Annotated in this window: 19 protein-coding genes; 14 read left to right on the plus strand and 5 right to left on the minus strand. The window is 62.3% G+C overall.

Translation table 11 applies throughout. The annotated features are described in order from the left end of the window. Positions 1-153: 153 nt before the first annotated feature. Both M3P88_RS11110 and M3P88_RS11115 read left to right on the plus strand, forming a co-directional pair. On the plus strand, positions 154-2,307 hold the full coding sequence (locus tag M3P88_RS11110; protein WP_249616110.1) for a UvrD-helicase domain-containing protein: 2,154 nt from the start codon (positions 154-156) through the stop codon (positions 2,305-2,307). Positions 2,308-2,338: 31 nt separating this feature from the next. Continuing rightward, complete coding sequence (locus M3P88_RS11115; protein ID WP_249616111.1) at positions 2,339-4,048, plus strand: response regulator; 1,710 nt, start codon at positions 2,339-2,341, stop codon at positions 4,046-4,048. A 3-nt stretch (positions 4,049-4,051) separates the two neighbouring features. Here the strand turns inward: M3P88_RS11115 and M3P88_RS11120 are convergent, their stop codons facing one another. The 3 genes from M3P88_RS11120 to M3P88_RS11130 form a co-directional block, all read right to left on the minus strand. Then, positions 4,052-4,645, minus strand: a complete 594-nt coding sequence (locus tag M3P88_RS11120) for a hypothetical protein (protein ID WP_249616112.1) — start codon at positions 4,643-4,645, stop codon at positions 4,052-4,054. A gap of 65 nt (positions 4,646-4,710) precedes the next feature. Further along, on the minus strand, positions 4,711-5,286 hold the full coding sequence (locus M3P88_RS11125) for a cysteine hydrolase family protein (RefSeq protein WP_249616113.1): 576 nt from the start codon (positions 5,284-5,286) through the stop codon (positions 4,711-4,713). 90 nt (positions 5,287-5,376) lie between these two features. Continuing rightward, complete coding sequence (locus tag M3P88_RS11130) at positions 5,377-6,447, minus strand: BMP family ABC transporter substrate-binding protein (protein ID WP_249616114.1); 1,071 nt, start codon at positions 6,445-6,447, stop codon at positions 5,377-5,379. 243 nt (positions 6,448-6,690) lie between these two features. Between M3P88_RS11130 and M3P88_RS11135 the strand changes: the two genes are divergently transcribed. Genes M3P88_RS11135 through cls form a run of 4 tightly spaced genes read left to right on the plus strand, consistent with a single transcriptional unit; the run spans position 6,691 to position 11,690 of the window. Beyond that, complete coding sequence (locus M3P88_RS11135; RefSeq protein ID WP_249616115.1) at positions 6,691-8,229, plus strand: ABC transporter ATP-binding protein; 1,539 nt, start codon at positions 6,691-6,693, stop codon at positions 8,227-8,229. Next, positions 8,216-9,307, plus strand: coding sequence for an ABC transporter permease (locus tag M3P88_RS11140; RefSeq protein WP_249616116.1), 1,092 nt, complete (start codon positions 8,216-8,218; stop codon positions 9,305-9,307). Before M3P88_RS11135 ends, M3P88_RS11140 begins: the two co-directional genes overlap by 14 nt. Then, positions 9,304-10,188, plus strand: a complete 885-nt coding sequence (locus M3P88_RS11145; protein ID WP_249616117.1) for an ABC transporter permease — start codon at positions 9,304-9,306, stop codon at positions 10,186-10,188. Before M3P88_RS11140 ends, M3P88_RS11145 begins: the two co-directional genes overlap by 4 nt. Positions 10,189-10,244: 56 nt before the next feature. Beyond that, entirely contained in the window at positions 10,245-11,690 is a 1,446-nt protein-coding gene (gene cls / locus M3P88_RS11150; RefSeq protein ID WP_249616118.1) for a cardiolipin synthase, read from the plus strand. 12 nt (positions 11,691-11,702) lie between these two features. Here cls and M3P88_RS11155 read toward each other — a convergent pair whose 3' ends face one another. After that, positions 11,703-11,888, minus strand: a complete 186-nt coding sequence (locus tag M3P88_RS11155) for a hypothetical protein (protein ID WP_249616119.1) — start codon at positions 11,886-11,888, stop codon at positions 11,703-11,705. 144 nt (positions 11,889-12,032) lie between these two features. Next, complete coding sequence (locus M3P88_RS11160) at positions 12,033-12,635, minus strand: UPF0149 family protein (RefSeq protein WP_249616120.1); 603 nt, start codon at positions 12,633-12,635, stop codon at positions 12,033-12,035. Positions 12,636-12,825: 190 nt separating this feature from the next. Between M3P88_RS11160 and M3P88_RS11165 the strand changes: the two genes are divergently transcribed. From M3P88_RS11165 to ybgF, 8 genes are all read left to right on the plus strand, one after another. Beyond that, positions 12,826-13,005, plus strand: coding sequence for a DUF3460 family protein (locus M3P88_RS11165; RefSeq protein WP_249616121.1), 180 nt, complete (start codon positions 12,826-12,828; stop codon positions 13,003-13,005). Positions 13,006-13,064: 59 nt separating this feature from the next. Then, positions 13,065-13,730: a class I SAM-dependent methyltransferase gene (locus M3P88_RS11170; protein WP_249616122.1), complete on the plus strand. Its 666-nt coding sequence runs from the start codon at positions 13,065-13,067 to the stop codon at positions 13,728-13,730. 52 nt (positions 13,731-13,782) lie between these two features. Then, complete coding sequence (locus tag M3P88_RS11175; RefSeq protein ID WP_249616123.1) at positions 13,783-14,187, plus strand: biopolymer transporter ExbD; 405 nt, start codon at positions 13,783-13,785, stop codon at positions 14,185-14,187. 6 nt (positions 14,188-14,193) lie between these two features. After that, entirely contained in the window at positions 14,194-15,039 is an 846-nt protein-coding gene (locus M3P88_RS11180; protein ID WP_249616124.1) for a TonB family protein, read from the plus strand. An 11-nt stretch (positions 15,040-15,050) separates the two neighbouring features. Beyond that, the gene (gene tolB / locus M3P88_RS11185; protein ID WP_249616125.1) at positions 15,051-16,328 is read left to right on the plus strand and encodes a Tol-Pal system beta propeller repeat protein TolB; all 1,278 of its coding nucleotides are present in this window, start codon (positions 15,051-15,053) and stop codon (positions 16,326-16,328) included. A 37-nt stretch (positions 16,329-16,365) separates the two neighbouring features. Continuing rightward, complete coding sequence (gene pal, locus M3P88_RS11190; protein ID WP_249616126.1) at positions 16,366-16,890, plus strand: peptidoglycan-associated lipoprotein Pal; 525 nt, start codon at positions 16,366-16,368, stop codon at positions 16,888-16,890. A gap of 100 nt (positions 16,891-16,990) precedes the next feature. Continuing rightward, a complete protein-coding gene (locus M3P88_RS11195) occupies positions 16,991-17,437 on the plus strand; it encodes a hypothetical protein (RefSeq protein WP_249616127.1) in 447 nt (148 codons plus the stop codon). 40 nt (positions 17,438-17,477) lie between these two features. Next, a complete protein-coding gene (gene ybgF, locus M3P88_RS11200; protein WP_249616128.1) occupies positions 17,478-18,218 on the plus strand; it encodes a tol-pal system protein YbgF in 741 nt (246 codons plus the stop codon). Positions 18,219-18,271 lie beyond the last annotated feature (53 nt).

Below are 18,271 nucleotides of genomic sequence, written 5' to 3' on the forward strand. Positions count from 1 at the left end.
GCTCCCCGCTCCCCGCTCCCCGCTCCCCGCTCCCCGCTCCCCGCTCCCCGCTCCCCGCTCCCCACTCCCCACTCCCCACTCCCCACTCCCCACTCCCCATTCCCCCTGCTGGTGTAGAATCCCTGTTTTGTTTCTCCAGCAAGGCTTTGCCCCATGAGCGCCGATCTTCTCGCCGGTCTGAATCCCGAACAATTACGCGCCGTGACCTGGCCGGCGAAAAGCGCCCTGGTGCTGGCCGGTGCCGGTAGCGGTAAAACGCGGGTGCTGACGACGCGCATCGCCTGGCTCTTGTCGACCGGGCAGGCATCACCCGCCGCCATTCTTGGCGTGACCTTTACCAACAAGGCTGCACGCGAGATGCAGACGCGGCTGTCGGCCATGCTGCCGGTCAATACTCGCACCATGTGGATAGGCACCTTCCACGGTCTGTGCAACCGCATGCTGCGCATCCACTACCGCGATGCCGGCCTGCCGCAGACTTTCCAGATTATGGATTCGCAAGAGCAGTCGTCCGCCATCAAGCGCCTGCTGAAAATTCTCGATGTCTCCGACGAAAAATTCCCGCCCAAGGCGGTTGCCGCGTTTATCAACGGCAATAAGGAAGCCGGCCGCCGTGCCGGCGAGCTGTCGGCACACGATAGCTATACCCGCAAGCTGATCGAGATTTACGCCGCTTACGATGCGCAGTGCCATCGTGAAGGCGTGGTCGATTTTGCCGAACTGTTGCTGCGCTGTTACGAGCTGTTAAGCCGCAATGCGGCGCTGGCCGAACATTACCGCAACCGTTTCCGCCATATTCTGGTCGACGAGTTTCAGGACACCAACTTGCTGCAGTACGCCTGGCTGCGGCTGCTGGCCGGCAGCGATGCCGCGCTGTTTGCCGTCGGTGACGACGACCAGAGCATCTATGCCTTCCGTGGCGCCGAGGTGGGCAATATGCGCTCGCTGCTGGCCGATTACGGCATCGAAGGACCGGTGCGTCTGGAGCAGAATTATCGCTCGGTCGGCAATATCCTGACCGCAGCCAATGCGCTGATCGAGAAAAACGATGGCCGTCTGGGTAAGAATCTGTGGACCGATGCCGGCGAGGGCGAGCCCATCCGTCTGTACGAGGCCTATTCGGACGGCGACGAGGCCGAGTTCGTGTGTGACGAAGTCAAGGCGCTGGTGCGCGAGGGCTGGAATCTGTCCGATATGGCGGTGCTGTACCGCTCCAATGCGCAGTCGCGCGCGCTGGAACATGCGCTGGTGAATGCCGGCATCGCCTACCGCATCTATGGAGGCCTGCGCTTTTTCGAGCGTCAGGAAATCAAGCATGCGATGGCCTATCTGCGTCTGGTATCCAACCCGGACGACGACAATGCCTTGCTGCGCGTGATCAATGTGCCGGCACGCGGCATCGGGGCGCGCAGCGTGGAAAACATCCAGACGCTAAGCCGCGAGCAGGGCGTGTCGCTGTGGCAGGCTAGCTGTGGCGCCAGTGGCGGGCGCAGCGCCGGCAAGGTGGCGGCATTCGTGCTGCTGATCGAAGAGCTGCGCGCCAAGGTCGAGCTATTGACGCTGGCCGAAATGATCAGCCTGATCATAGACCGCTCCGGTTTGCGGGCCCTGTACGAGGCCGACCGCAAGGAAGGCGAGGAGCGCCTGGCCAACCTGGACGAGCTGATTAATGCCGCCGCCGGTTTTATGCCCGACGATCCGGCGCAGGAGATGGTCGAGTTTCTCACTGCCGCCAGTCTGGAGGCCGGCGAGCATCAGGCGGATGCCGGCAGTGATGCCCTGCAGCTGATGACTGTACATGCGGCCAAGGGGCTGGAATTCGATGCGGTGTTTGTGTCCGGACTGGAAGAAGGCTTGTTTCCGCACGAAAACAGCCTGAACGACGGCAAGGGCCTGCAGGAAGAGCGCCGGCTGATGTATGTGGCGGTGACGCGGGCACGCAAGCGCCTGTATCTGAGTTCGGCGCAAAGCCGCATGCTGCATGGCCAGAGCCGCTATCCGATCCGTTCGCGCTTTGTCGACGAGATTCCGCAAGAACTGGTACACGAGTTGGCCGGCAAGAAAGCGCCGCCGCGCGCCCCGGCCAAGGCACCGTGGCTGACCGAAGCCATGCCGGCCTGGGCGAGCCCCAAGGGTGGGGATTATGGCGGCTTTCATATCGGGCAGAGCGTAGGGCATGCCAAATTCGGCACCGGCATGGTGGTGAGTGCAGAAGGCAGCGGCAGCGATGTGCGTCTGCAGATCAATTTTGCCGAGCATGGCATGAAGTGGCTGGATTTGCGCTACGCTAAGCTGACCGCCCAATAATGGCTAGCGCAGACGCACACCGAGGCGCGATATGAATAGTAGTCAGTCCAACTCGTTTCAGGCGATCGCGGGCGCTTATAAAAGCAAGCACCCGGCATCGGCCGACGAGCTGAATCCTTACCGGCGCAAGCTGTTTCTGGTGATAGACAGCGTGCCCGAGATGCAGCGTGCGCTGGCGATGACGCTGGGCAGCTTTGGTGCCGAGCGGGTCGAATACGCCAGCCGTGGCAATGATGCGCTGGCCAAGCTTGCGCGTTACGATTTTGATGTGGTGCTGTGTGATTACGATCTGGGCAATGGTTACGATGGCCTGTATCTGTTTGAAGAGGCACGCGAGCGCAATCTGCTTAAGCAGTCCTGTGTTTTCATGATTGTGACCGGCGAGCGGCGCGCCCAGCGGGTGATTTCGGCCGCGGAAATGGCGCCGGACGAATATCTGCTGAAGCCCTTTACCGGCGAAGAATTGCGTTTGCGCCTGGAGCGGGCGATACGCCGGCGCGAGGCTTTTCGGGTCGTAGACGATGCGCTGATGCGCTTCGAGTATATGGCGGCGGCCGAAGCTTGCAATAAGCAGATTCAGGACAAAAACGAATTCGCCCTCGATTTTATGCGCCTCAAGGGCAACCTCAGCCTGAAAATAGGCGACTGGGACAGCGCCAAGAAGCTGTACGTCGAAGTGTTGCGCCTCAAGCCCTTGCCCTGGGCCCGGCTGGGGCTGGCCAAGGCGCTGACCGGGCTCAAGTCTTACGACGAAGCGCGCATGTTGTTCGAACAGGTGCTGCAGGACAACGACCGGGTGATGGAAGCCTACGATTGGTTGGCCAAGATACATCTGGCCAACCACGATGGTGCACAGGCTCAGCTCAATCTGCAGCAAGCGACCTGCTTGTCGCCTGCTGTAGTGCGCCGGCAAAAGCAGCTGGGCGAGGTGGCGTTCGCCAATGGCGATCTGGCTACGGCCGAAGCCGCCTGCAGCACGACGCTGACCTTGGCCAAACATAGCTGGCACCGCCAGCCGGCGCTGTATGCCCAGCTCGCCCGGGTGCAGCTGGCGCAACGCGACAGCGTGGCGGCGGGCAAGACGCTGGCCGGCTTGCGGCGCGATTACAAGCACGACGATGCCGGCAACTGGGTCGCCGATGTGATAGACAGCCAGTTGCAGCAGCAAGCGGGCAATAAGAGCAAGGCGGCCCAGCTTCTGGCAAGTGCCGCCGAGCGCCTGCCGCAGCTGGAAGCTGCAGTGGGGGTCGAGGCACGCATGGAGTATGCGCGCGCATGCTATAGCCTGGCGCGCCCTGATCTGGGTGACGCAGTGGCGCGCACGCTAGTGCGCAACCACCACGATGACGAAGCGTTGCTGGAGTCGCTGGGGTGCTTGTTTGACCAGGTTGGCCGCACCGAGGCCGGGCGCGAACTCATCGCCGAAAACGTACAGAGTGTGGTGAATCTGAATAATGCGGCCGTGCGCGAAGCTCAGGCCGGCCACTACGAGCAGGCGGTCAGCCTGTTTGGCAAGGCTTATGCCGAGCTGCCGGACAATGTGCAGGTGATGCTCAATACCAGCAATGCAATTATCGCGCTGGTTTACCGCCAGGGCTGGCACGAAAGCCATGTGCGCGCGGGGCACGCGATGCTGGGACGGGTACGCGCCTTGCAGCCGTCCAGCAGCAAATTCCAGAAAATTCTGCAGGCGTGGAATTCGCTGATGGAGCAGCAGGGCAGGCGCGAGTGGCTGGTGTAAAACTCAGGGCAGCAAACCGCCTTGTTGCAGGGTTTTGCTCAAGGTCGTCGCATAGGCATTGGCGGTCGCCGCGACCGAGGCCGGATCAAATGATTGCAGATTGCCCGACCACAGCAGGCGCCGGGTCTGGGTATCCCACAGCGTGCTCTGGCTGGATGCGATGGTGTAAGGCACCAGCGTCTGGTAGCTGCTGTAGAAATTCTGGTAGGGCCCGTACCAGCCGAACATGGGCTGCGGGAATACCGGTTGCGCCACGCTTTGGTAGCCTGTTTCCGGTGGCAGCAGCTTGATCAGCAAAAAGCCCTGTACCCCCGCCTTGCGTACCGCGTTTTCCAGATCCGCCTCGGCCACGGGCGTGGCGGAAGGCGGCAGAAGCGCATAGGCCGGCGTGGCCTGCACCCCCAGCGTTTGCATGCGCGCCACGACACTGTCTTCGAAAATGCGCTGCTCGGTGATGCTGCCGCCTATGGCCAGGACTACGGCGCTTTTGATCGGCCCGCCGCTATAGGCCGGGTCCTGCCACTGACTCTGTACGGTAGAAGTCGTAGCGCAGCCTGCCAGCAGGCTGGCGCTGGCCAGTAGTACACCGATTCGCATGTTTACACCCATCTTGATGACTCCCTGTTACTGTTTCATGTTTTGCCAAACGGCATGGCTTTATCTTAGGCGGATGCTTTCGGTATTGCGTGGCCGCCTTGCTCGCGTGAGACCAGTGCCACACGCGAGAGCAGGCGCAAAGTGTCATCATGGTCGGCATCGCTGGCCGCGATACAAAAACCGCCCAGTACCGTGACGCGATAGTCGCGGTCATGCGCATCGCGGGTCGTGCTTTGCACCGCGAGATCGGTCGCACAGCCGGCAATCAGCAGGCGCTCGCAGCGCATATTGCGCAGCAGCAGATCCAGTGCCGTGCCGTAAAAGGCATTGACGCGGCGTTTGAGAATGATGGTTTCACCGGGCAGGGGCGCGGCTGCGGGGTGGAAGTCACAGCCGGCCGTGCTCAGGCGCAGTGCGCCGCTGATGGCGGCGCTGGCAAACAGGGGAGAGGCGCGCGGCAGCTCGCGGTAGTCATCGGAAAATCCGACGCGAACATGGATGACCGGTATGCCGTAGTTGCGCAAACTACTAATGAGCTGCGGCAGGCGTTCCAGCGTATGGTGGCGCGCCAGAAAGTCGCGGTAACGCGGTGCGGTGACGATATCGTTGATATAGTCGATCAGGATGAGTGCGCTTTGCACGATGGTCTCTCCTTGCGTGGTGCAAGTCTCACCATAGCGTGTCAATGCAAAACCGCCCCGAAGGGCGGCTGGTGGCGGATGAGTTCCGTGTTACTTCGGAATCGAGCCTTCCACACCCTTCACATACCAGTTCATGGTATCCACGCCTTTTTGCGGCAATACCTGACCGGCTGCAACCATGGTCTTGCCGGCCTGATCGACGATAGGGCCGGTGAAACTGTGGAATTTGCCGCTGGCAAACAGCGCTTTCTTGGCATCGAACTTGGCCGCCAGCGCCTTAGGCACCACCGGGTTCAGCGGGGAGAGTGCCACCATGCCATCCTTGATGCCCCAATCCACGCTATCCGATTTCCAGCTCTTGTCCAGCGTGGCCTTGGCCGCACGGGTGTAGTAGCCGCCCCAGTTGATGGTGGAGGCGGTCAGCTGGGCTTTCGGGCCGAATTTGGCCATATCGGTGTCCCAACCCATGGCGTACTTGCCCTTTTCCTGCGCCGTTTGCACCACGGCCGGCGAGTCGGTGTTCTGTGCCAGCACATCGGCGCCTTGCGCGATCAGGGTTTCTGCGGCCTGACGCTCCTTGGCCGGGTCATACCAGCTATTCACCCATACCACCTTGGTCTTGATCTTGGGGTTCACGCTTTGCGCACCCAGGGTGTAGGCATTGATGTTGCGGATCACTTCCGGAATCGGGAAGGAGCCGACAAAGCCCAGGGTGTTGCTCTTGGTCATGCCGCCGGCGATCACGCCCAGCATGTATGCGCCTTCATAGGTCTTGGGGTTGTAGATGGCGACGTTTTTGGCGGTCTTGTAACCGGTGGCGTGGGCGAACTTCACATTGGGGAAAGCCTGCGCCACTTTTTGCGTCTGGTTCATATAACCGAACGAGGTGGTGAAAATCAGCGTATTGCCGGCGGCAGCCAGCTGGCGGATGACGCGTTCGGCATCGGCGCCTTCAGGCACGCTCTCGACAAAAGTGGATTTGATCTGGCCGGGCAGGGCTTTTTCCATCGCCTTGCGTCCCAGATCATGGGCATGGGTCCAGCCGGCATCGCCGATCGGGCCTACATAGACAAAGCCGACTTTCAGCGGCTCGGCGGCGAAGGCCGGGCTGCTCAGTGCGGCAGCCAGCAAGGTGGTGATCAGAGTACGGCGGGACAGCATGGCGACTTCTCCTGAAGGTGGGGCGAATTTGAACAGCATAACAAGCGGGATGTCTTTGTCTACAGTCGGACTGCTAATAATCTTTATGGGATATTTGGCGCTGAATTCGCGGCATTATAAACCCGAAATGCAAACAAATGTTTTATCAAAAATGCCAAAAGATTTACCATGCACGGATTATTGATCCGGCTTGCCGGTACTGTTGCGGGGTCAGCTTTTGTGCCCGTTCCTGGAGTCTTTGCGATGAATGCCCCTCCCCCTGTCGCGCGCCTGTCTTTACGTGGCATCAGTAAACGCTATCCGTCGGTGATCGCCAACGACGCCATCGATCTGGATATTGCCCCCGGTGAAATCCATGCGGTGCTGGGTGAAAACGGCGCTGGCAAAAGCACCCTGATGAAAATCATCTACGGTGTGACCCGGCCCGACGCCGGCGAAATCGTCTGGGAGGGGCGCAAAGTCGCTATTTCCAGCCCGTCCATGGCGCGCGAGTTGGGCATAGGCATGGTGTTCCAGCATTTTTCGCTGTTTGAAACCCTGACGGTGGCCGAGAACATTGCGCTGTCCATAGACCGGCCGCAGGCCGGGTTGCATGATGAAATCCGTGCGGTGTCGACCCGTTACGGCCTGCCGCTGGACCCGGCGCGTCTGGTGCACAGCCTGTCGGTAGGCGAGCGCCAGCGGGTCGAGATTGTGCGTTGCCTGCTGCAAAAACCGCGTTTGCTGATTATGGACGAGCCGACCTCGGTATTGACGCCGCAGGCGGTGCAGCAGCTGTTTGCCACCTTGCGCCGTCTGGCAGGCGAGGGCTGCAGCATTCTCTATATCAGCCACAAGCTGGACGAGATCCGTGAGTTGTGTGAACGCGCCACCGTTCTGCGTGGCGGGCGGGTCAGCGGCGAGGCCGATCCGCGCCTCGAATCCAATGATTCGCTGGCGCGCATGATGATAGGCGGCGAGTTGCCGGCGTGTTCGCTGGCGCCGCAAGCCGCGGGCGAGTTGCGGCTGGCACTGGATGGCTTGTCGCTTGCCAGCGATGACCCGTTCGGTACCGCTTTGCATAATGTATCGCTGGCGGTGCATGGCGGCGAGATTGTCGGCATCGCCGGCATTTCCGGCAATGGCCAGCAAGAGCTGCTGGCGGCCTTGTCCGGCGAAAAAAAGCTGGCTCGCGCCGACGGGCTGTTATTGCGCGGCGTGGCCGCCGGCAAGCTGGGGCCGGGGGCGCGCCGCGCATTGGGTCTGGGCTTGGGTTTTGTGCCGGAAGAGCGGCTCGGGCGCGGTGCCGTGCCGGAAATGAGTCTGGCCGACAATGCCTTATTGACCGGTGCGACCCGTGCCGGCTTGCTGAAGGGGCCGTGGATACAGCGCGGCAAGGTGCGCGAATTCGCCCGCGAGGTGATTGCGCGCTTCAAGGTCAAGACACCGGACGAGGACGCGCTGGCGCAAAGCTTGTCCGGCGGCAATCTGCAGAAATTCATTATCGGGCGCGAAGTGATGCTGGCGCCCGAGGTGATGGTGGTGGCGCAGCCGACCTGGGGGGTGGATGTGGGCGCAGCCATGCTGATACGCAATGCGCTGATCGAGATGCGCAACCGCGGGGTGGCGGTGCTGGTGATTTCCGAAGAACTGGACGAGCTGTTTATGATCTGCGACCGCATCGCGGTGTTGGCCGATGGCCGCTTGTCGCCGGCGATTGCCACGGCGCACGCCAGTGTGGAATTGATAGGCCGCTGGATGAGCGGCGACTTTAGCGAGAAGGACAGCCATGTTCCAGCTTGAAACCCGTCCCGTGCCTTCGGCAAGCATGCGTTTGCTGTCGCCGCTGATTGCCGCGCTATTGATGCTGGCCTCCGGTTTTGTGCTGTTTACCCTGTTGGGACAGCCGGCACTGAAGGCGTTTTATGTGTTTTTCGTGCAACCGCTGACCACGCTTTACGGCGTGGGCGAGTGGCTGTTGAAGGCGACGCCGCTGTTGCTGTGCGCGCTGGGCCTGTTGATCGCCTATCGCGCCAATGTGTGGAATATCGGTGCCGAAGGCCAGTTGGTGATGGGCGCGATTGCCGGTGGCGGCGTGGCGCTGGCTTTTCCCGATGTCAGTGGATCGTGGCTGCTGCCCGCGATGCTGCTGGCCGGTGTCGCCGGCGGCATGGCGTGGGCGGCGTTGCCGGCCTTGCTGCGTACCCGCTTTCACACCAACGAGATTCTGGTCAGTCTGATGCTGGTCTATGTGGCGGCGCTGGGGCTGCGCTTTCTGGTCAACGGCCCGTGGCGTGACCCGGAGGGCTTCAATTTTCCGCAGTCGCGCATGTTCCACGAAGCCGCCATTTTGCCGCTTCTGCATCCCGAGATGCGGGTCACGCTGGCCGGCGTGCTGGCGCTGGTGCTGGTCGGGCTGATCTGGCTGTTTTTAAGCAAGAGCTGGCTGGGCTTTCGCCTGACGGTGGCCGGACAGGCACCGGCGGCGGCACGCTATGCCGGCTTTGGCGAGAAACGCAATGTCTGGATCGCCATGCTGATTTCCGGCGGCTTTGCCGGGCTGGCCGGCGTGGCGGAAGTGGCGGGGCCCTTGGGGCAGTTGCAGCCCTCGGTGTCGCCCGGCTACGGTTTTGCCGCGATTATTGTCGCCTTTGTCGGCCGCCTGAATCCGCTGGGCGCCTTGCTGGCCAGCCTGCTGATGTCGCTTTTGTATCTGGGGGGCGAAACCGCGCAGATGGAGCTGGGTTTGCCGGCGGCCATCACCGGCTTGTTCCAGGGCCTGTTGCTGTTTTATCTGCTGGCAGCCGATCTGTTTATCCATTACCGCGTGCGCCGTAGCGTGCGTGCCCCTGTTGCCGTACTCAAGGAGGCGACCCGATGAATGAAGGCCTGATTCTGGCGCTGCTGTTGTCCACTGCCAGTGCCGCGACGCCCCTGATGCTGGCGGCGCTGGGCGAACTGGTGACCGAGCGCAGCGGTGTGCTTAATCTGGGGGTCGAAGGCATGATGCTGGTCGGCGCGGTGGCGGCTTTTGCCACCATGAGCCATAGCGGCAGCCCGCTTTTGGCCTTCGGTGTAGCCATGCTCTCCGGCTGCGCGCTGTCCCTGCTGTTTGGCGTGCTGACCCTGCATCTGATGACCAACCAGGTGGCGACCGGCTTGGCGCTGACCCTGTTCGGTGTCGGGCTGGCGGCCTTTGTCGGCCAGCCTTATGTAGGCGGCGTGGTGAAGGGCGTCGAGCCGTTCCTGTTCGGCCTCGATCCGGTTACGCTGCTGGCTTTTGTGCTGTGTGGCAGCCTGTGGTGGTTTCTGAACAGGAGCCGCGCCGGTCTGCTATTGCGTGCAGTCGGGGAAAAGCCGGCGGTGGCCGATGCCATCGGTTATCCGGTGCGCCGCATCCGCTATCTTGCCGTGCTGTTCGGCGGGGCGATGGCGGGTTTGGGTGGCGCTTTTCTGTCGCTGGTGAATACGCCGATGTGGGTGGAGGGCATGACGGCCGGTCGCGGCTGGATCGCGCTGGCGCTGGTGGTGTTCGCCACCTGGCGCCCGGAACGGGTCTTGCTGGGTGCATGGCTGTTTGGCGGCATGACTGTGTTGCAGTTTCATGCGCAGGCCCTGGGTCTGGCCATTCCGTCCGAGTTTCTGTCCATGCTGCCTTATCTGGCGACCATTGCCGTCTTGGTGCTGATCTGCCGCAACCCGCGCACCATCTTGCTTAACCAGCCGCTGTCGCTGGGCAAGTCTTATCATCCTGACCGTTAGCGGCAGCTTGTGTGCACCCGCACTAGACTTGCAATAGTCAAGACAAGGAGCAGGGTATGGAAGACTGGAGCTGGATCAGCATCGCCATCATTGTGCTGGATGCATTTTTGGTGGTCGGTGTGGCGCTGCGGGTGATGCTGACGCGGCATCCGCCGGGCTCCAGTTTTGCCTGGATACTGGTGACGCTGGCTGTGCCTTTTGGCGGCTTTGTGCTGTATCTGCTGGTGGGCGAGCGCCCGATCGGGCGCTCGCGGCGCGAGCGGGTGCAGGATTTTACCCTGCGCTTTCGCGGCTGGCAGTTGCCGGGGCCGGCACCCGTGCTGACCGGCAGCGAGGCGAGCCGCGATTTTGAAGCCATGGCGGTTTTGGCCGAGCGCATCACCCATTTGCCTGCGCGCGCGGGAAATGCGCTGACCCTGATGAGCGAGACGCGGGCCATCTTGCATGCGCTAGCTTGCGATATCGCTACGGCGCACAGCCGCGTGGATCTGGCGTTTTATATCTGGAACGCGGGCGGCGAGGCCGATGAAGTCGAGGCGGCGCTGGTGGCGGCGGCCGCACGCGGTGTGCACTGTCGCGTGTTGCTCGATGCCATGGGATCCAAAGTCTATCTGGCCGGGGCGGGGGCGGCACGCCTGCGGGCGGCCGGTGTTCGGGTCGAGGCGGCGATGACGGTCAGGGCATGGCAGATGCCGTTTGTGCGCGCCGACTTGCGCCTGCATCGCAAGATTGCGCTGATTGACGACAGCGCCGGCTATACCGGCAGCCTCAATCTGGTTGACCCGCGTTATTTTAAACAGGACGCCGGCGTGGGCGAGTGGGTCGATGCCATGGTGCGCATGACCGGGCCGGCGCTGGATGGTTTGCGGGCCGTGTTCGCCTATGACTGGATGTTGCAGACCGGCGAGCCGCCGCTTGCTGCGCTGGCGGCGCAGGCAGAGCCCGGGGCGCCGCTCTCGGTGGTGCAGGTGGTGCCCTCGGGGCCGGGTTTTGATCGCGGCGTCAATCTGCGGCTGATTCTGGAGGCGGTCAATCGCGCCCACTCCCGCCTGCTGTTGACGACCCCCTATTTTGTGCCGGGCGATGCCTTATCGCTGGCGCTGCAAAATGCGGCGCTGCGCGGGGTGGAAGTGCGGCTGCTGTTGCCGGAAAAGAACGACTCGCGCCTGGTGCAATACGCCAGCCGCTGGTATTTCGACGATCTGCTGGCCGCCGGGGTGCAGGTCATGCAGTACCGTGGCGGACTTTTGCATACTAAAAGCATTACCGTGGATGACACGCTATCGCTGTTTGGCACCGTCAATCTGGATACACGCAGCCTGCACCTGAATTTCGAACTGATGCTGCTGGTGCTGGACGAAGGCTTTACCCGCGCGCTGGTGGCTTTGCAGCAATCGTATGAAGCGGATGCCATATCGCTGGATGCCGCAGCATGGCGGCGGCGCGGCATGGCGGCGCGGCTGAAAGAAGGGCTGTCCAATCTGGTGTCGCCGCTGCTGTAGCGCGCCGGGCGTTTACAGCAAGGGGCTATTGAGCCGGGTCTGCAGCAGTTGGGTCTTGGCGTCGGCGAGTGCTTGCAGCAACTCCTGGCCCAGGCGCGACAGTGCTTCGGGCGTTTGCGGCGCATCGTCGCCAGGCAGGTCATAGCAGAAATGTGCCTCGCTAATCAGATTGCGCAGGCCTTGAATCGAATATTGCATGAGTGTGGGAATGCCAGAATGCTTGAGAAAGCAAACCATTCTGGCAGGGCGGCGCGCATCCGGTATTGACCGCGCACAAACTTTTCCGTCTTGGCCGCGCCAAACCCCATGTTTTTATCCACAAATCGCCTGTTTCACGCCTTTTTATCCACAGCACTTCTTGAATTTCTTGCCCGAGCCGCAGGGACAGGGATCATTGCGGCTGATTTTGGCATCCACGCGGCGTTGCGGCTGTGCGGTCTCTGTGGCCGGGCGGCTGTGCTGCCAGAAGGTATGGATTTTGGCCAGGGCCGCACTGCTGGCCTTGGCATCGGCGGGGCACTGCGGCTGCAATAGCGGACGGAACCAAGCGGTATGTTCGGCCATCAGCTGTGCCCATTCCTTGCGGGCAAAAGCCATGGCCAGATAAAAGCCCTTGCCCCAGTCATCGGCACTGGCTGTCGCATCGTCGGCAAACAGGGGCAGGAAGCCGGCCGGGTCGCGGCTGAACTGGCCGGAGACTGCGTTGTTGTAGGCAATCAGGCTGCCCAGTATCCGGTTGGCGTCATCCATGCTGTCGAATACCGGCGCTTCCTTGCCGTTTTCGTGATCCCATACCCGGGAAAACCATAGCGAAGGCGCCACGGTGGACGGGCCGATGACCAGTGCCACCAGATAGCCTTCCAGCATGGCAAGGTTCATCGCCCGCCCGGCCTGTTCGGGATGGGCGAGAAAGTCGGCCAGTGTCTGGCGTTCGGTCGGGGTCATGCGGTGTCCTTGAGCGTAGGAGGGGCCGCGCATTTTAGCGCAGTGCCCGCCGGCGTGCTTAAGCGCTGTGCACGCCCTGCATCGTGCCCGGGCCCAAGGCTGTCGCACCCATGCAACCCTCCTGTTTGGTGTCATGTTGCGGCGCGGGTTTTCGGTTACAATCCGCGCACAACAAACGGAGAACAACAAGATGTACCAATCCGAATTTACCCGCTTTATGAACGGCTTTCTGGCCGAGCATCCGGAAGTCGATACCGAGCGCCGTGAACTGCGTCTGACCTGGTGGGATCGCGAGCAGAATCCGGACGATACGCGTCGCTGGAAAGAGGCGCGTGTGCCGCAAAAGCCTTACGTTTACCAGCCGGATTGAACGGCGCATGATTTCAGTCAAACGCCCGTTGCGGGCGTTTCGTTTTTTGTGAGCAAGTTATGACCAGCCGAACCTTGGCGCTTGATGAATCCCTGCACGACTACCTGCTGGCCATCGGCGTCAGCGAGCACCCGGTGTTGCGCGAATTGCGCGATGCAACCGCCAGCCTGCGCTTTGCCAAGATGCAGATCGCCCCCGAGCAGGGGCAGTTTATGGCTTGGCTGGCGCGCCTGACTGGCGTGCGCCGCTATCTGGAAATCGGTGTTTTTACCGGTTACAGCGCGCTGGCGGTAGCCTTGGCCATGCCGGACGACGGGCGTGTAGTGGCGTGTGACGTGCGCGCCGACTTTACCGCCATCGGGCGCGCGCACTGGGAAAAAGCCGGCGTCGCCGAGCGTATCGATTTGCGGCTGGGGCTGGCGCTGGATACCCTGCAAGGCTTGCTGGACGAGGGGCGCGCGGGCGAATTTGATCTCGCCTTTATCGATGCCGACAAGCCGTCGTATCCGGCGTATCTGGATGCCTGTGCGCGTCTGGTGCGCAAGGGCGGCATTATCGCGGTGGACAATATCTTCCTGTCCGGACGGGTGGTGACGCCGCAGGCGGATGACCCGCCTAGCGTGCAGCTGATGCATGACTTCAATGCCGCGCTTAAGCAGGATCCGCGTTTCGATCTGTGCGTCCTGCCATTGGGTGATGGTGTAACCTTATTGATTCGTCGTTGAACTTTGTTTAACCGGATGCAGTCTTTATAAAACTACTGTCGAAGCTATCCTCATGCTGAATCGCAAACCCCGCCGCCTGGTCAATCAGATGAATGTGGTGCCGTATATCGATGTGATGCTGGTGCTGCTGGTGATCTTTATGGTGACCGCCCCCATGTTTACCCCCGGCGTCATCGACGTGCCCAGCGTGAGCCGCGCAGCGCAGGTCGAGCGCTCTCCGGTCGAGGTGCAGTATGACGCAGCGGGGCGCTATGCCTGGGCGCTGGATGGCAAGACCCATGCCGTGGATTCGCTGGACGCGCTGGTGGCGGCCATCTTGCCACTGACCACGGGCGGCAGGCCGGTGGCGATTTCGGCCGACCAGAATGCCAAGTACAGCGATGTGGTCAAGATCGCCGACCGTCTGTATCAGGACGGCATCACCCGGGTGGCACTGACTGTGCGTCAGGGGCAGTAGCGCGTGATGCATGACATGAATAAGGGCTGGCACAGCCGGGCGCTGGGGCTCTCCGTCGTGCTGCATGTGGCCGTGTTTGCGGCACTGCTGTTGCGTATGGCGCCGGATGTGGTGGTGCCGGCCGAAGTGCCCTTGTCGGTAGAACTATGGGCCGGTGGCGGTAGCGGCAAGGCGTCCAGTGTGGCGCCGCCCGTCGTGCCTGAGGTGGCGCCCCTCGCGCCGCCGGTGCCCGCCCAGGCCATTAGGCCGCCGGCACCGAGCCCATCGTTTGATGCCGAGGTGAAGCTGGCCGCAGCCAAAGACAAGCCTAAGCCTGAACCCGTTAAAGCGGTGCCGGCCAAGCCGGAACCCAAGCCACAGCCCAAACCGGAACCCAAGCCGGAACCGAAGCCACAGGCCGTCACGCCGCCGGCCAAACCTGCTCCCGCGGCCAAAGCGGCCGCCAAGCATGGCAATGTGGCGGATGATTTTCTCGGCGATTTGGGCGGGCCGGCCGGTAGCGGTCAGGGTAGCGTGACGCAAAAAGGCGGCAAGAGCGGCATCGTGGGCGGCTCGGCCCAAGGCCGCCCGGGCGCGGATGCCGGCTATCTGGACAAGGTGCGCGGGCGTATCCGTCCTTATGTGATGGTGCCACCCGGCATGAGCGGCAACCCCGAGGCGGTGCTTAAGGTCAGCCTGCTGCCCACGCTGGAAGTGCGCGCCGTGTCGCTGGTGAAGTCCAGCGGTAACGCCGCTTACGACCGCGCAGTACAGGACGCAGTCTGGCAGGCCCGCACCTTCCCGCCTTTGCCTGCCGGTGCCCATTTTGCCGATTTTCGCGAATACACGCTGAAGTTCCGCCCGCATGATTGAAGGATAAAACGATGATAAAGCGCATACGACTCACCCTGACCCTGCTGGCGTGCCTGGCGCCGGCACTGGCGCAGGCCGAGCTGACGGTAGATATCGTCGGCGGCGGGGCCAACCGTTATCCGCTGGCGGTGCCGGCCCTGGCCGGTGAAGCGGGCCCCCAGGTGGTGACAACGGTGGTGAAGCAGGATCTGGCGCTGACTGGTCTCGTCAATATCATCAATCCGCCCAACCCGGCCATGACCGTCGCCAGCCCGAGTGCTGTCAATGTCGGTGCCTGGCGTGCGCTCAGTGCCAATGCGGTGCTGGCCGGCAGCGTGAGCCCGGGCGAGGGCGGCAATAGCCGGGTGACGTTTTATCTGGAACAGCTGGCACCGAAGAAAACGCTGGCACAGGGCGAGTTTGATGTGCCACCTGCCGCCTTGCGTGAAGTCGGCCACCAGATTGCCGACCAGATCTATCAGGCGCTGTTTGGCGAACGAAGCTTCTTTAATAGCCGCATCGCCTATGTGCTGAAAAACGGCCGCCATAGCTACCAGCTGCAGGTGGCGGATGTGGCCGGGCAGCAGGCGCGCACCATTTTGCGCTCGAAAGAGCCGATTATTTCGCCGGCGTGGAGCCCAGACGGGCGCAAGCTGGCTTATGTCTCGTTTGAAACCCAGAAGCCGGTGGTGTGGGTGCAGGATCTGGCCTCGGGCCAGCGCCGCATGCTGGCCAATTTCAAGGGCAGCAATTCGGCGCCGGCGTGGAGCCCGGATGGCAGCCGTCTGGCGGTGGTGCTGACGTCCAGCGGCAATTCGCAGATCTATTTGCTGGATGCGGCAGGCGGTGCGCCGCGCCGCCTGACCCAGAGCGATGCGATCGATACCGAACCCGATTTCAGCCCGGATGGCAGCAGCATCGTGTTTACCTCGGATCGTGCCGGCGGCCCGCAAATTTATCTGCAGCCTTTGTCCGGTGGTGCGGCAAAACGCATCAGCTGGCAGGGTGCCTACAATGTGTCGCCGCGCTTTGCGCCGGATGGCAAGTCCGTCACCTATATGCGCCGTGACGGCGGGCGCTTCCGCGTGGTGGTGCAGGATCTGGCCACGGGCGATGCGCGCGTAGTCAGCGACGAGAGTTTTGGCGAGTCGCCCAGCTTTGCCCCCAATGGCCGCATGGTGCTGTTTGCCAGCGAGCAAGGCGGCAAGAGCGTGCTGTGGGCCAGTTCGCCCGACGGCGGCAGCAAGGTGCGGCTCGGCGTGATTGATGGAGAAGTTCAGGATCCCGCTTGGGGCCCATTCAACCCGTGAGGCGTGTGTTGTTGTTCCTCACATTCAGGAGAGTTTCATGTTCAAACGTGTCTTGATGGCTTCTGCCGTGGTATCCCTGTTTGCCGCTTGTTCCAGCACCCAGCCGCCGGCGGCGGTGGTGGCTGAGCCGGCCCAGCCTGTTGTCGTTGCGCCTGTTGCACCTGCCGTTGACGCCCAGGCTGCGGCACAAGCCGCCGCTTTGGCCCGCATGCAGGCCGAGCGCGCCCGTCTGGCCGGTGAAAGCATCTACTTCGACTTCGACTCCAATGCCGTTAAGGCCGACCAGCAGGCCAAGGTGGCTGCCCATGCCGAATTCCTCAAGCAGAATGCCCAGCAAAAAGTGCAGATTCAGGGCAATACCGATGCGCGCGGCAGCCGCGAGTACAACCTGGGTCTGGGCCAGCGCCGCGCCGAAAGCGTGAAGCAGTCGCTGGAAGTACTGGGTGTGAAAGATGCCCAGCTTGAAGCGGTCAGCTATGGCAAGGAAAAGCCGCGTGCCGAAGGTTCGAGCCCGGCTGACTATGCCGAAAACCGTCGCGCCGATGTGTCTTACGGCCAGTAAGGCTTAAGTGCCGGGCGAAGGCGGCGTTGTCGCCTGCCTTTGCCTATGCTGGATAAAACCCCGTCAGCTGTTGGCGGGGTTTTATCCACAGGAGCACGCCATGTCTAGCCGTACCTTATTGTCTGCAGGCTTTACCGTCCTGCTTTTGGGTTGTAGCACCGTCCCGCCTGCCCACGAAAAGCTGGAGCCCGTGCCGCCGCGGCCGGATCTGGCGATGATGGGGCTGGGGCCGGTGCTGGCCATTAGCGCGCCGCGGTATTGTCCGGGCGCGCCGCAGCGCATGATTTTCTATCCGTTTACCGATGCCGAGCGCGTCAAGCTGCAGGCGCACGCCGATTGCTTGAAGCATCACCCCAAGGTGCAGGTATTGCTGCGCGCCCATGGTGCGGGTTCAAGTGCCGAAATCGGCCAGCGTCTTGATGCCGCTGCCGCCGTGCTGGGGCAGGCAGGTGTCGCACCGGCGCAGTGGCAGCGTGACAGTATGAGAGCTAGCCCCGAGGGTCAGGCAGCGGTAGAAGTCGTGTATCCTGAGGCAAAACCCGATTGATGAGCCGGCACAAGCCGGCCCCGTTTTAGCCGGAGAAATCATGTTTGCAAGCCGTATGACTCTGCTGTCCTGTTCTTTGCTGCTGGGCGCATGTGCCAGTACCTCGGATCTGGAGCAGACCCGCGCCCAGTTGGATCAGGTCAACCGCCAGGCTACCGCGCGCCTCTCCCAGATCGAGTCGCGCATCAGTAACGAGCGCCTGCTGGAAATGGTCAGCCGGGTAGACGGCATGCAGGCCGAGGTTGCCAAGCTACGCGGCGATAACGAGATGCTGCAGTACAAGATCGGCGTGCTGGAAAAGCGCCAGAATGATCTGTATGCCGATATCGACCAGCGCCTGGGCCGTTTCGAAGGCGGACGCAGTGCCGAGCCGGCAAGCAGCAATGCCGCGGCGCCGGCGGAAAGCGTCGACGTGGTTCAGCAGGCCTTTGATCAGGCGCTATCGCCGCTACGCAAACGCGACTTTGCCCAAGCGGTGGTCGCGTTGAAAGCCTTTGCCGACAGCAATCCCAATACGCCGCAGGCGCTGGACGCCACCTACTGGCGCGGCGTCGCCCATACCGCTTTGCGCCAGTACGATGCCGCCATCGACATTCAGCGTCGTTTCGCCGATGAAAACCCGCGCCACCCCAAAGCGCCGGATGCGCTGCGCAATGTGGCCAACGCCCAGCGCGAGCTGGAGCAGGTCGATCAGGCGCGCCTCACGCTGAAAAAACTGATTAAGCTCTACCCGAACTCGGATGCCGCCGCCAAGGCCAAGCAGCAACTGACGACGATGTGAGGGTTGGGATCCGGGGACTCGGGATCCGGGACTCGGGATTCGGGACTCGGGAG

This window comes from Craterilacuibacter sp. RT1T (assembly GCF_023502145.1).
Classification (GTDB): domain Bacteria; phylum Pseudomonadota; class Gammaproteobacteria; order Burkholderiales; family Chromobacteriaceae; genus Craterilacuibacter.